This is a genomic window from Microbacterium sp. SA39 (genome assembly GCF_000967865.1).
Classification (GTDB): domain Bacteria; phylum Actinomycetota; class Actinomycetes; order Actinomycetales; family Microbacteriaceae; genus Microbacterium.
Genome location: NZ_JXRU01000035.1, coordinates 63,415 through 77,298 on the forward strand (window position 1 = coordinate 63,415; position 13,884 = coordinate 77,298).

The 13,884-nt window shown below is 68.9% G+C and carries 12 protein-coding genes; 5 read left to right on the forward strand and 7 right to left on the reverse strand.

The window, feature by feature from the left end:
* Positions 1–122 precede the first annotated feature (122 nt).
* From RS85_RS11450 to RS85_RS11465, 4 genes are all read left to right on the forward strand, one after another.
* Complete coding sequence (locus RS85_RS11450) at positions 123–2,894, forward strand: MMPL family transporter (RefSeq protein ID WP_046013585.1); 2,772 nt, start codon at positions 123–125, stop codon at positions 2,892–2,894.
* Positions 2,891–4,861 carry a YhgE/Pip family protein gene (locus RS85_RS11455; RefSeq protein ID WP_046013586.1) on the forward strand — a complete coding sequence of 657 codons (1,971 nt, stop codon included), beginning with the start codon at positions 2,891–2,893 and terminating at the stop codon, positions 4,859–4,861. The genes RS85_RS11450 and RS85_RS11455 overlap by 4 nt, the downstream gene beginning before the upstream one ends.
* A 96-nt stretch (positions 4,862–4,957) precedes the next feature.
* Positions 4,958–5,548, forward strand: coding sequence for a 2'-5' RNA ligase family protein (locus RS85_RS11460; RefSeq protein ID WP_235282416.1), 591 nt, complete (start codon positions 4,958–4,960; stop codon positions 5,546–5,548).
* Between the two features lie 57 nt (positions 5,549–5,605).
* The gene (locus RS85_RS11465; RefSeq protein ID WP_046013588.1) at positions 5,606–6,472 is read left to right on the forward strand and encodes an alpha/beta fold hydrolase; all 867 of its coding nucleotides are present in this window, start codon (positions 5,606–5,608) and stop codon (positions 6,470–6,472) included.
* 42 nt (positions 6,473–6,514) lie between these two features.
* On the opposite strand, the gene ccsB is transcribed toward RS85_RS11465, so the two are convergent.
* The 7 genes from ccsB to RS85_RS20200 form a co-directional block, all read right to left on the reverse strand.
* The gene (gene ccsB / locus RS85_RS11470; RefSeq protein WP_046013589.1) at positions 6,515–7,492 is read right to left on the reverse strand and encodes a c-type cytochrome biogenesis protein CcsB; all 978 of its coding nucleotides are present in this window, start codon (positions 7,490–7,492) and stop codon (positions 6,515–6,517) included.
* Between the two features lie 4 nt (positions 7,493–7,496).
* Positions 7,497–9,293, reverse strand: coding sequence for a cytochrome c biogenesis protein ResB (gene resB / locus RS85_RS11475; RefSeq protein ID WP_235282417.1), 1,797 nt, complete (start codon positions 9,291–9,293; stop codon positions 7,497–7,499).
* Positions 9,274–10,068 carry a cytochrome c biogenesis CcdA family protein gene (locus tag RS85_RS11480; protein WP_046013590.1) on the reverse strand — a complete coding sequence of 265 codons (795 nt, stop codon included), beginning with the start codon at positions 10,066–10,068 and terminating at the stop codon, positions 9,274–9,276. Before RS85_RS11480 ends, resB begins: the two co-directional genes overlap by 20 nt.
* A gap of 16 nt (positions 10,069–10,084) precedes the next feature.
* Entirely contained in the window at positions 10,085–10,735 is a 651-nt protein-coding gene (locus RS85_RS11485; protein ID WP_082087594.1) for a TlpA family protein disulfide reductase, read from the reverse strand.
* Between the two features lie 130 nt (positions 10,736–10,865).
* The gene (locus tag RS85_RS11490) at positions 10,866–11,495 is read right to left on the reverse strand and encodes a histidine phosphatase family protein (protein WP_046013591.1); all 630 of its coding nucleotides are present in this window, start codon (positions 11,493–11,495) and stop codon (positions 10,866–10,868) included.
* A 1-nt stretch (position 11,496) separates the two neighbouring features.
* The gene (locus RS85_RS20195; protein ID WP_327037217.1) at positions 11,497–11,718 is read right to left on the reverse strand and encodes a DUF5684 domain-containing protein; all 222 of its coding nucleotides are present in this window, start codon (positions 11,716–11,718) and stop codon (positions 11,497–11,499) included.
* Positions 11,715–11,870 carry a hypothetical protein gene (locus tag RS85_RS20200; RefSeq protein ID WP_327037218.1) on the reverse strand — a complete coding sequence of 52 codons (156 nt, stop codon included), beginning with the start codon at positions 11,868–11,870 and terminating at the stop codon, positions 11,715–11,717. Before RS85_RS20200 ends, RS85_RS20195 begins: the two co-directional genes overlap by 4 nt.
* A 130-nt stretch (positions 11,871–12,000) precedes the next feature.
* Here RS85_RS20200 and aspS point away from each other — a divergent pair, with 130 nt between their 5' ends.
* Positions 12,001–13,782: an aspartate--tRNA ligase gene (gene aspS / locus RS85_RS11500; protein WP_046013592.1), complete on the forward strand. Its 1,782-nt coding sequence runs from the start codon at positions 12,001–12,003 to the stop codon at positions 13,780–13,782.
* The last annotated feature ends 102 nt before the right edge of the window (positions 13,783–13,884 follow it).

Here is a 13,884-nt window from a genome sequence, read left to right on the forward strand (position 1 = left end):
CTGACCCTTCACTCTCGCATGATTCACACCCCGCACACAGGCTCCGGCGCGCGGGTCACTTTACGATACATCTATGTATTGAATACACCTGTGTATCCAATCGGCATCTCTCGGAGGAACGCGTGTCCACTCTCCTGTCCTCGCTCGGTCGCTGGTCGTTCCGGCACCCCTGGCGAGTCCTCGTCTCCTGGCTCCTCGCGCTCGGCATCGCCGGAGCAGGCGCTCTCGTGCTCGGCGCCGGCACGGACAACTCGTTCTCGATCCCCGGCACCGAGTCGCAGGCCGGACTCGAGCAGCTCTCGCGTTCCTTCCCGCAGGTGAGCGGGACCAGCGCGCAGATCATCGTCGTCGCGGCTGAGGGCGACAAGGTGACCGACGAGCCGTATCAGGACGACATCGAGCAGGCCGTCGATGCGATGGGCGACCTCGACGGCGTACTCGCCGCGAACTCGCCGTACGACGAGACGGTCAGCGGCATGATCAACGACGACGAGACGGCCGCGATCGTGCGTCTGCAGTTCGAGGGCGAATCGACCTCCGTCTCGGCGGAGACCAAGGATGCGCTGCGCGCAGCGTCTGACGACCTCGCAGCCGAACTCCCCGACGGCGCGCAGACCGCACTGGGCGGCGACCTGTTCGCCACCTCGATCCCCGGACTCACGCTCACCGAGGCCGTCGGCCTTCTGATCGCCCTCCTGGTCCTGATCGTGACGTTCCGCTCCTTCGTCGTCGCGGGTCTTCCGCTGCTCACCGCCGTGCTCGGGGTCGGCATCTCCATGGCGGGCATATTCGCGGCGACCGCGTTCGCCACGGTGTCGTCGACCACTCCCCTTCTGGCGCTCATGCTCGGACTCGCCGTCGGCATCGACTACGCCCTGTTCATCATGGCCAGGCACCAGGATCAGGTGCGCGAGGGCGTCGACCCGGAGGAGTCGGCCGCTCGAGCCGTCGGCACCGCAGGGTCCGCTGTCGTGTTCGCCGGCGTCACGGTTCTCATCGCGCTGATCGGCCTGGGCTTCGCCGGCATCCCGTTCCTCACGACCATGGGCATCGCGGCATCCGTCGCCGTCGCCATCGCCGTGGCCATCGCCGTGACCCTCACTCCCGCCATGCTCGGCTTCCTGAAGGGCAAGGTCGTCGGCCGCCCTCTCAAGGAGCGGAAGGCGAAAAAGGGGGAGGACGCGCCTGCGCCGCGTCGCCCGTTCGGCGACCGCTGGGTCGGCGGCGTCACGCGGCACCCCGTCCTGGTCTCGATCGCGGTCGTGCTCGGCCTCGGGGTCGTGGCCGTGCCGGCACTCAGCCTGAACCTCGCCCTGCCGAACGCCGGCGTCCTGCCCGAGAGCTCGGAGGCACGCCAGAGCTACGACCTCGTCGGCGAGGAGTTCGGTCCCGGGTTCAACGGTCCCCTGATCCTGACCGGCACGATCGTCACGTCCACCGACCCGCTGACCCTCATGGAAGACCTCGGCGACGCGGTCGCCGACATCCCCGGCGTCAAGGAGGTCGCCCTCGCGACCCCGAACGAGACCGCCGACACCGGCATCGTCCAGATCGTCCCCGAGACGGCACCGGACGACCCGGCCACCGCCGACCTCGTGCGCGAACTTCGCTCGCACCACGACGAGTGGCTCGACGAGTTCGGCATCGACCTGAAGGTCACCGGCTTCACCGCCGTGGGCATCGACATCTCCGATCAGCTCGGCAACGCACTGCTGCCCTTCGGCATCTTCGTGATCGGGCTCTCGCTCATCCTCCTGACGATCGTCTTCCGCTCGCTGTGGGTGCCGATCACGGCCGCTCTCGGCTACCTGCTGTCGATCGTGGCCGCCTTCGGCGTCGTCGGCGCAGTGTTCGAGTGGGGCTGGTTCGCCGATGCCCTGCACGTCGCCAAGGTCGGGCCGATCATCAGCTTCATGCCGATCATCCTGATGGGTGTGCTGTTCGGTCTCGCGATGGACTACCAGGTGTTCCTGGTCTCTCGCATGCGCGAGGACTTCGTGCACGATCCCGCCTCGAAGAGCCCGGACCGCGCGACCCGTCGCGCCGCCGCTCTGAGGGCCGCGCGCAGCGGCTTCACCGGCTCGGCGAAGGTCGTCACCGCCGCGGGGCTCATCATGTTCGCGGTCTTCGTCGCGTTCGTCCCCGAAGGCGACTCGTCGCTCAAGCCGATCGCCCTCGGCCTCGCGGCCGGCATCGCGATCGACGCCTTCCTCGTGCGCATGACGCTGATCCCGGCTCTGATGGCGATCCTCGGCGAGCGCGCCTGGGAGATCCCGTCGTGGCTGGAGAAGATCCTCCCCCGCGTCGACATCGAGGGCGAGGCGGTCGAGCGCGAGCGGCACCTGGCCGAATGGCCGGGCGACGACTCCGTCATCGCCGCAGACGACCTCGAGATCAGCGCCGATGCTCCCGTCATCCAGAGCCTGTCGCTGCGCCTCGCAGCCGGCGGAGCGATCATCGCGGTCGGCGGAGACTCCCGCACGCGCCGCGCGCTCGCGCTCTCGATCGCCGGGCGCATCGCGCCGAGCGACGGAAAGCTGCGCGTCGTGGGTCACCTGCTCCCCGGCCGGGCACCCTGGGTCCGCGCGCACGTCGGCTGCGTGCTCGTCGACGATGCGGATGCTGCGCTCGCAGACCTCGCGGAAGCCCTGCGCGGCACGTCCGAGGTGGTCGTCATCGAAGGCCTCGATCGCCTGAGCGGCGGACAGCGCGACCAGGCAGCGGCGATGCTGCGGGATGCCGCGGCCTCCCGGACCCTCGCCGTGTTCACCACCGCATCCGACGCCGCCTCCGCACGCACCACTCTCGCGGAGGCCGGATGGCCGGACGCACAGACACTCGACACGCGCGCTCCGCGCCGCACCGCCGCTGAATCCACTGAGGTGACCGCATGACTCTCCCCATCGAGCGCGCCCGCTCCCGCAAGCCCGTCACGTGGCTGACGATCCTCGGCATCCTGCTGCTGCCGGCCGCGGTCGGCGGCATCCTCGTCTCGGCGCTCTACAACCCGACCGAGCGCCTCGACTCGATGACCGCGGCGATCGTGAACCTCGATGAGCCGGTGACGATCGACGATCAGGTGACGCCACTCGGGCGCCAGCTGGCCTCAGGCCTCGTCGAGGGCTCGGACGAGCTCGACTCGAACCTCACCTGGGTGATCTCCAACGAGGAGGACGCGAAGGAGGGTCTCGCCGACGGCGAGTACCAGGCCGTCATCACCATCCCGGAGAACTTCTCCGCCGCGGCCACCTCGGCCGGTCAGGCGATCTCCGACGGCGAAGGCAAGGCGGAGAAGGCGACGATCTCGGTCACGACCCCCGACGACGGTCTCGTCGCCGACGACCTCATCACCGGCCAGATCGCGAACGTCGCCGCGTCGACCCTGGGCACGATGCTCACCGAAGCGACGACCGAGAACGTGCTCGTCGGCTTCACCACGATCGGCGACCAGATCGGCGAGGCGGCCGACGGGGCCCTCGAGCTGGCGAACGGCGCCAGGAGCGCCGCCGACGGCGCGGCTGCGATCCCGGACGGCGCCACGCAGCTCGCGTCGGGTGCGGGCGAGCTGAGCACGGGTGCGTCGTCGCTGGCATCGGGTCTCGACACGATCGCGGACAAGACGCGCGAAGCCGCCGCGGGTGCGGGCCAGATCGGTGCGGGGCTCACGGGTGGAGCGGCGACTCTCCAGCAGAACATCGGCGGCACTCAGCAGCTGGTCGGAGCCATCCAGTCCGGATCCGCCTCGGCGGAGACCGCCGCTGACCAGTCGGCGGCCCTCGCGCAGACGCTCGGCGCCATGGCCGCCTCGTGCGGCACCGCCACGACGGATCCGGCGCTCTGCGATCAGGTCACCGCCGCAGCGACGGATGCCGGTGTCGTGTCAAAATCCGCCGGTACCGCATCCGGTGTGCTCAACAGCCCGGACGTGGCGAACGGTGTCGCCGCCATTCCCGGCACCTTCAGCACGCTCGCCTCGAGTATGTCTCAGGCCGGTGCCGGCGCATCCCAGCTCTCCGGAGGCCTCTCTCAGCTCGCGGGCGAGGGCATCGATCAGTCCGCGACGGGCGCGCGAGCCCTCGCCACCGGTGCGACCCAGCTGTCCGGCGGCGCGACCGAGCTCGCCACCGGCACCACCGAACTCGCCACAGGTCTCGACACCCTCGCGACCGGCACCGGTGACCTGGCGGGAGGCCTGCGCACGGCATCCGATTCGCTTCCCTCGTTCAGCGAAGACGAGTCGACCTCGCTCGCCTCCGTGATCGCCGACCCGGTGTCGACGAACTCGTCGATGAACAACATCTTCGGTCCGACCGCGGTCCCGCTGCTCGCAGCCGTCGTGCTGTGGTTCGGCGGTCTCGCGTCGTTCATCGTGATGCGCGCGCACACTGTCCGCACGCTGACGTCACGACGCTCGTCGGCTGCCCTGACCCTGCGGGCGTTCGCCCCGGCGGCCCTCATCGGCGCGGGCCAGGGGCTGCTCGTCTCCTTGGTCGTGCAGATCATCGCGAGCTACGACGCCGCGGCATGGTGGGCGTTCGCCGGCACGGCGGTGCTCGCCGGTGTGGTGTTCGCCGCCGTGAACCAGGCGCTGGTCGCCCTGTTCGGCGGCGTAGGCCGCTGGGTGGCTGCGCTGGTCGGCGTCCTCGCCGTGGCGACGGGGCTCATCTCGACGGTGCCCGATTGGCTCGCGAGCCTGGGCGCGGCGCTGCCGACGGCTCCGGCCTTCGCCGGGTTGATCGCGGGGAACGGGTCCGCGGTCGCGGCGCTCGTGGTCTGGGGCGTGCTCTCGATCGTCGCGACGACTCTTGCGGTGGCGCTGCGTCGCACGACATCCGCGAAGGCCGTGCTCGCGACCGCCTGACGATCAGGCTGGATCAGAAACGCCGCCCGACCTCCGCCGGAAGCTGCGTTTTCGATCCAGCCTGCGCCTGCGCGGGCGTGGGCGTACGCTCACGTCATGCGCCGACCGTTCATGGACACGCCGGATCACCTCGCCTCATTCGAGGGGCAGCAGTATCTCGTGCTGCGTCCGACGATCGCGGTCTCGTCGCTGTATCGCGAGGTGCAGGATGCCGCGCTCGCGCGCCTCGGCGCCGACACGCGGCATCCGCACACCGAGCACGTCACTCTCCGTGCGTTCCACGAACCGGATCGCCTCAGCGAGCTCGCGGCGCTGATCCGCGGCTGGGCGGCGGATCAGCGTCCGATCGAGGTGACGGCCGAGGCGATCGACACGTTCCCCGCGCCCTGGCAGATCCTGATCGTGCGTCTCGCACGCACGGCATCCCTCGTCGCGGCCCACGCGAGCCTGAGCGACGCGCTCGTGGCGACCGACATCCGTCGACTCGATGAGCTGAGCGTCGATGAGTGGACGTTCCACCTCTCCGTCGTCTACGGCAAGACGCTCGCGTGGGACGCCTGGCAGGAGTTCGCGGAAACGTCGTCGGGCGACCTGTCCGCGAAGCCGAGCGAGACGATCTCCGAGGTCGAACTGGTCTGGTACGCAGACGGGGCGGAGCATGCCGCGATCTTTCCCCTCGGCGGGTAGCGAACTGCGCGTCGCGCGCCGTAGCATCCGAGAGACCGTCGATCGAAGGAGACCGCCATGGCGCAGCACACTCTCGACCTCCCCGAGGTCGACCTCGTCTACGACGTCCACGGAACGCTGCCGACCGCAGACGGTCGCCCTCCACTCGTCATGGTCGGCCAGCCGATGGACGCGAGCGGCTTCCAGGCCCAGGTCGCGCTCTTCGCAGACCGCACGGTCGTGACCTACGACCCTCGCGGCCTGGGCCGGAGCACGCGCAAGGACGGTGGCGTCACGAACGAGCCGGAGACACAGGCCGAAGACCTGCACGCCCTCATCGAGGCGCTCGGCGCGGCCCCGGTCGACATGCTCGCCAGCAGCGGCGGCGCGGTGAGCGCACTCGCTCTCATCACGGCGCACCCGCACGACGTCGCGACCCTGGTCGCGCACGAACCGCCGATCGACAGCGTCCTACCCGATGCCGAAGCCGTGCAGCGCGCCCGGGTGGCCTATACGCGGGTGTACCAGGAGAAAGGCTGGGGCGCCGGTATGGCGGCGTTCATCGCGATGACCTCATGGGAGGGCGAGATCACCGACGACTTCCTCGCGCAGCCGTCACCCGATCCTGCCGCATTCGGGATGCCGACCGAGGACGACGGCTCGCGCGACGACCCCCTGCTGTCGGAGCGTTCCTGGGCGGTCTGCCTGTACGAGCCCGACCTCGAAGCGCTGAAGGCAGCCCCGACACGAATCGTCATCGCCGTCGGCGAGGAGTCGATGAAGGTCTACACGGGTCGGACCGCGATCGCACTCGCCGAGCAGCTCGGCCAGCAGCCGACCGTCTTCCCCAGCCACCACGGAGGCTTCATGGGTGGCGAGTTCGGCTATGCGGGTCAGCCCGAGGCGTTCGCCGCCAAGCTCCGCGAGGTGCTGGACCAGGCCTGAGCCGGCCGGTTCTCTATCGGTCCGGCGCGGAGCGTGCCGGACTCAGCTCAGGCCGGAGTAGGCGTGCAGCCCCTTGAAGAACACGTTGACGATGGTGAAGTTGAAGATCACGGCGGAGAAGCCGACGATCGCGAGCCACGCCGAGGGGTTGCCGCGCCAGCCGCGCGTCGCGCGGGCGTGGATGTACCCGGCGTAGATGACCCAGATCACGAACGTCCAGGTCTCCTTGACGTCGAAGCCCCAGAAGCGGCTCCAGGCGTAGTACGCCCAGATCGAGCCGGCGATCAGGGTGAACGTCCACAGGATGAACCCGATGATCGTGAACCGGTACGCCATGCTCTCGAGGCGCTCGGCGGTCGGGAAGGTGCGGAGGAATCCGGGGCCCGTCTTCTCGGCCCCCTCGCCGACGAGACGCTCCCGGCGGGACTGCATGAGCTGGATGACGGAGAGTGCGAAGGCGAGCGCGAAGAACGCGGTAGCCAGCGACGCCACGAACACGTGGATGATCAGCCACACGCTCTTGAGCGGGTCCATCAGCGGAGAGACCTCGACGTAGAAGTTCGTCGCAGCGAGGCCCAGCAGCACCACGACGAGCCCGGTGATGAACGTGCCGAGGAATCGGAGGTCGATACGGGTGAGCACCACGAGGAACACCACGACGATGAGGAGCGTCCCGATCATGGCGAACTCGTAGAGGTTCGCCCACGGCACGCGTCCGGCGGCGATGCCGCGGGTGAGGGTCGCCCCGAGGTGGAACAGGAATGCGAGCACGGTCATCGACGTGCCGATCCGCGCCATGAGGAACCGCTGAGGGTTCGCCGTCTCCCCGGAGACGCGGCCGGTAGCGGCGAGTCTGGAAGACCCGCCGGCCCCGACCAGCGCCGACTCGCGGACGGTCTGCGCATCGGCCGATGCCTCCGAGCGGCGCGCGAGGTCGAAGGCGTAGGCCACGAAGGCCGCCGCATAGATCGCGATCGCCGTCCACAGCAGGATCGGCGAGATCACGTTGAGCTCGAGCATGTTGTCAGTCTACTTTCGGGGAATCGGATGCCGGCGGCTGCGGCTCATCGGACGGCGCGGGTTCACCCTCGGCCTCGCGCTCGGTGTCGCGGGCCTTCGTGCCGCCCGCCGCGTCGAGCAGACGGGTGTGGCCGGCGACGAGGTCGTCGACCGCGGCGGCGAGCGTCGGGTCCTCTCCGCGGGCGAGCGCGGCGTACTCCAGGTTCACGGCTCCCGCCTCGGCCGTGGCCTTGACCCACACACGGCGACGCGGCACGAAGAGGGCGAGCATGAGGCCGGCGAGAGCGAGAAGGGCGAAGCCGAGCACGAGGGGACCGGAGTCGTCGCGATGGATCTGCAGTGACGCGAACCGCTTGACGGACTGCGAGACGTCGGTGGCCCCCTCCGGAGAATCGTCCTCGAAGGTGATCGTCCCGAGCCCGTTCGGCAGGTCGGCCGTCTTGCCGGGGCTCAGCTCGATCGACTTTTCGCCGATCGCGCGACCGGTGAGCTGCGTGAGCTCGGTGGTGTCGAGGACGTAGACGGAGCGCGGCACGCCCTCGTTGACACCGAGGTCGCCCTCGAACACGTCCAGCGTGAGGAGCGGGTTCACGAGGTCGCCGTACGCGGAGGCGATCGTGCCGTCGGCGCCGGTGGCCGCCGTGGGGTAGAACAGGGCGCGGATTCCGAGCTGCTCCGGCATCCCGTCGGTGACCTTCACGATGCCGAGCGAGAACATGTTGTTGTCCTGCGGGAGGAAGGGGACGCTGCCGGTGAACACGACCTCGTCAGCGGCGTTGCGCACAGTGATGGTGGGAGCGTACCCGTTGCCGAGCAGGAAGACGTCGTCGTCGGCGACCGCGAGGGGCTCGTTGACCTTCACGGCCCCGGTGCGCTCCTCGCCGTTCTCCTGCACCGTGACGTTCGCGGAGAAGTCGCCCGCCTGACCGGAACCCGGCTCGCCGTAGGGCTGGTAGGTCACGTCGAACGAGTCGAGGCGCATCGAATACGGCGCGAGCGCGTCGTCGCCGACGAAGCGTCCGCGGTTCATCGAGTCATAGTCGATGAGGGTGTTCGCGAAGGTCTCGCCCTCGACGATCACGCGCTGGCCCGTGTAGGAGAAGCCGCCGCCGATGCCGACGGTCACGAGCACGCCGACCAGCGCCAGGTGGAAGAGCAGGTTGCCGGTCTCGCGCCAGTATCCGCGCTCGGCCGACACCGAGAACGTGCGGCCGCGGTCATACCGCTCGACCCGATACCCGAGCGCCTTCAGCTGCTTCGTCGCGACATCGACGGAGGCGGATGCCGCGGCCTCGGCATCCGCGTCTCCTGCAGGGTCCCGCATCACCGCGCGGTAGTCCTCGAGACGTTGGAGACGCGCGGGGGTGCGCGGCGGCCGGGCGCGCAGTGCCTTCGCGTGATGCCGGATGCGCGGGATCACGCAGCCGACCAGCGAGGCGAACAGCAGCAGGTAGATCGCCGAGAACCACGGCGACAGGTAGACGTCGAACAGCTTCAGTGCGTCGAGCACCGGGAAGAGGTCGGGGTTGTCGCGCTCCCACTGCGTGACGCCGTTCGGATCGGCCATCCGCTGCGGGAAGATCGAGCCCGGGATCGCGGCGATTGCGAGCACGAGCAGCAGGATGAGCGCGGTGCGCATCGAGGTGAGCTGGCGCCATCCCCAGCGCAGCCAGCCGACGAATCCGAGCCGCGGCTGCGTGATCGAGTCGTCGCCGTCGACGTGGTCCGACGGGCGGAGCGGATCGCTGGTGGTGTCGCTGTTCACGGCATCCTTGATGTTGTCAGAGCGGGAGGATGACACTGCCCATCACCGCCGTCAGACGGGACATGATTTCCGTCCAGAGTCCCGACACCATCAGGATGCCGAGCACGATGAGCAGCACGCCCCCGATGATGTTCACGACGCGGATGTGACGGCGGAGGAACCCGATGGTCTTCGTCGCCCAGCCGAACCCGAGGGCGACGAGCAGGAACGGGATGCCGAGCCCCAGGGAGTATGCGAGGCCGAGCGCACCTGCGCGAACAGGATCGCCGGCATTGAAGGACAGGGCGAAGATCGCCGTCAGCGTCGGTCCGAGGCATGGCGCCCAGCCGATACCCAGCGCGATGCCGAGGAGTGGGGCGCCGACGATGCCGAACTTCGAGTCGACGTGGAAGCGGAACTCGCGCTGCGCGAAACCGAAGAGGCCGAGGAACACGAGTCCCATCAGGATGATGATCGCGCCCAGGATCCGGGTGATCAGGTCGCCCCACTGCGTGAGGAAGACGCTCGCTGCCCCACCGAGCGCGGTGATCGCGACGAAGACCATGCTGAACCCGAGGATGAACAGCAGCACCCCGAGCACGAGCTGCCCGCGCGTCGCCCCGGTCGTTGAGCGAACGGAGCTGCCACCGGTCGTTGAGCGAGCGGAGCGAGACGAAACGCCCCGCGGCTGCACCGCTCCCCCGAGGAAGCCGAGGTACCCCGGCACCAGCGGCAGCACGCACGGCGACAGGAACGACACGAGCCCGGCGAGCATCGCGACCGGGATGGCGATCCAGAGCGCGCCGGTCCCGATGATCGATTCGGTGTTCACAGGGTGGCCGAGTCGCTCATGACGACTCCGCGAGCGCGTCCTTGACGAGCGTGGAGAGGATCGAGGTGCCGTCGATCGGACCGATGATGCGGGCGGCGACGCGGCCCTGCTTGTCGAGCACGAGCGTGGTCGGCGTGGCGGCGATGGGAGTGGCCTCGGCGAACGCGAGCTTGGCCTGCGCGGTGTCGACGTCGATCAGGCTCGGGTACGTGATGCCGTACTCCTCGGCGAAGGCGATCGCGGTGTCGGCCTGGTCGCGTGTGTTGACGCCGACGAAGGAGACCCCGTCGCCCTCGTACTCCTGCCAGACGCTCTCGAGGTCTTCTGCTTCCACACGGCACGGGGCGCAGCCGGCGTACCAGAAGTTGACGACCGTGACCTGGCCTGCGAGGTCGGCGCTGTCAAGCTCGTCGCCGGTCTCGGTGACGCCGCCGAAATCGACAGGCTCGCCGCGTTCGGCGACCGTGATCTCGACGATCGCGCCGTCTGCGGCGACGTAGCCGGTGTTGTCACCGCTGAGGAAGCTCTCGCTCACCGGGTCCGGCGCGCACGCGCTCAGGCCGATGGCGAGCACCGCGGCGAGCGCCGCTCCGACCCCACGACGAGAACGCCGGATTCGGGACGGGCGGCCGCTGCGGATCGGACGAACCGTCGGGGCAAGTGGCACGATTCCCAGTTTACGGGCGCGTTCCTATGCGTGGACCGGAAGCATCCGCTCGTCCACTCCCGTTTCGAATCGCGCGAATGGTCGATCCCGACCCTGAAAACGCGCCAGTTGCGCGATTCGAAAGCCTGAGTCAGACAGCCCCGACGTCGACGGCGCCGTCCGTCGGCGCAGGCGTCGCATACGCGACCTCGCGCCAGACGTCGCCGACGCGCTCGAACGAGGTCACGCTCGACAGCGCGCAGCGACGCGTGCGCGGATCGTGGCGCAGCGGAAGGCCGGCGACACGGAGGTGGGTGATCCAGATCGGCGCCTGGTGCGAGACCATCACGACATCCCCGCCGTCGACCGCATCCCAGGCCTCGTCCATGATGCCCCGCATCCGCTCGGCGACCGACGCGTACGGCTCGCCCCAGCTCGGCGTCGCGGGCTGCCGCAGGTGCCACCAGTTGAGGGGATTCATCAGCGAGCGGCGCATCTGCGTGCCCTCGAACACATTGGTCGGCTCGATCACCCGCACGTCGATCTCCGGCACGAGGTCGAAGCGCTCCGAGAACGGCTCCGCCGATTCCTGTGCGCGCTCCAGCGGCGAGGAGTAGAGCGCGGACACGGGCCGGTCGAGGCCGGCGACATGGTCGGCTGCGGCCTGAGCCATCTTCCGTCCGGCCCTGCTCAGGTGATAGCCGGGGAGTCTCCCGTAGAGCACACGGCGAGGGTTGTGCACCTCGCCGTGTCGGACGAGGTGGATGCGCGTCGCCGACAAGTCAGGCCTTCGTGTAACGAGCGTCCCCGAAGCCGAGGATCAGGTACCCGATGTAGGGGAAGACGAACAGCAGGAAGAACGAGAAGAAGCCGCCCTTGCCGAATCGTTCGCCCAGCTTGATGGCCACGATGATCCCGAAGACGATGTTGACGATCGGGATGATGTAGAGCAGAGCGAGCCATCCGGACATTCCGGCGATCTTCACGAGGAACACCACGTTCACGATCGGGATGATCGCGAGGATGCCGGGGTAACCGGCCTCGTGAACACCTTCCACAGGCCGATGACGACGAGCACATAGAAGACGAGCGCGATCAATCCGCTGGTGCCGGAGAAGATCTGCGCGTAGAGGTCGGAGATGCCGTTCGAGTCCATGGAAGGGCCCTTTCTGTCGTGGCGATCATACTGAGGAAGCGTGTCGGCGCGAGGAACGACGCCGGGGACGCTCCGCCCGCCCACGTAGACTGGGCGGGTTCACCATTTCCCAGATCAGAAGGAATCCTCCGTGCTTCGCACCCACTCGGCAGGCTCGTTGCGAGCCGAGCACATCGGTCAGACCGTCACCCTCACGGGTTGGGTCGATCGCCGTCGTGACCACGGAGGAGTCGCTTTCATCGATCTGCGGGATGCGTCGGGCATCGCCCAGGTCGTGATCCGCGACGAGGAGATCGCCCACCCCCTGCGCAACGAATTCGTGCTCAAGGTGACGGGAGAGGTCTCGCAGCGCCCCGAGGGCAACGCGAACCCCAACCTGCCCACCGGCGACGTCGAGCTCATCGCGACCGACGTCGAGGTACTGAACGAGTCTGCTCCGCTGCCGTTCCAGGTGTCGACGGCTCTCGCCGACACCGAGACCGTGGGCGAAGAGGCGCGCCTCAAGTACCGCTACCTCGACCTCCGTCGTCCCGCCCAGGCCGCGAACCTGCGTCTGCGCTCGAACGTGTACAAGGCGGTCCGCGACGTGCTGCACGGCGAGGACTTCACCGAGGTCGAGACGCCGACCCTCACGCGCTCGACCCCCGAGGGTGCCCGCGACTTCCTCGTACCCGCACGTCTGAGCCCGGGCAGCTGGTACGCCCTGCCGCAGTCGCCGCAGCTGTTCAAGCAGCTGCTGATGGTGGGCGGTGTCGAGAAGTACTTCCAGATCGCCCGCTGCTACCGCGACGAGGACTTCCGCGCCGACCGTCAGCCCGAGTTCACGCAGCTCGACATCGAGATGAGCTTCGTCGACCAGGAAGACGTCATCACGCTGATGGAGTCGCTCGTCGTCGCGATGTGGAAGACCATCGGCGTCGAGGTCGCGACCCCGTTGCCGCGCCTGACCTACGCCGACGCGATGGCGAAGTACGGCTCCGACAAGCCCGACCTGCGCTTCGGACTCGAGCTCGTCGAAGCCACCAAGTACTTCTCCGACACCACGTTCCGCGTCTTCCAGGCCGAGTACGTCGGCGCCGTGCGGATGCCGGGCGGCGCGAGCCAGCCCCGCAAGCAGCTCGACGCCTGGCAGGACTGGGCGAAGCAGCGCGGCGCCCGGGGTCTGGCGTACGTGCTCTTCAGCGAGGACGGCTCGCTCGGCGGTCCGGTCGCCAAGAACCTCTCCGAGACCGAGCAGGCGGGCCTCGCGGCCCTCGTCGGCGCGGAGCCGGGCGACTGCGTGTTCTTCGCCGCCGGTTCGACCAAGGAGAGCCGGGCACTGCTCGGCGCCGCGCGCGTCGAGATCGGCCGCCGCCTCGGCTACCTGAATCCGGACGAGTTCGCCTTCACCTGGGTGGTCGACGCCCCGATGTTCGAGCCTGCAGCGGATGCCGTGGCATCCGGCGATGTCGCCGTCGGAGCCGGCGCCTGGACGGCCGTGCACCACGCGTTCACCGGTCCGAAGCCGGAGTTCGCCGACACGTTCGACACCGACCCCGGCTCGGCCCTTGCCTACGCGTACGACATCGTGTGCAACGGCTCGGAGCTCGGCGGCGGCTCGATCCGCATCCACCGCGAAGACGTGCAGAAGCGCGTGTTCGAGGTCATGGGCATCAGCGACGAGCAGGCCGACGAGCAGTTCGGCTTCCTCCTCGACGCGTTCAAGTTCGGCGCCCCGCCGCATGGCGGCATCGCGCTGGGCATGGACCGCGTGCTGCAGCACCTGTCGAAGACCGAGTCCATCCGCGAGGTCATCGCGTTCCCGAAGTCGGGCAACGGGTTCGACCCGCTGACCGCCGCTCCCGCACCGATCACCCCGGCGCAGCGCGCCGAGGCCGGCGTGGACTTCGAGCCCGACGACGACGAGGCCTGATCCACGCATTTCGTCTCGTCGCTTCGCTCCTCGCTCAACGGCCGGCGCTCTCCGGTCGTTGAGCGAGCGAAGCGAGACGAAACGCGCGTGCTCCTCGCAAGG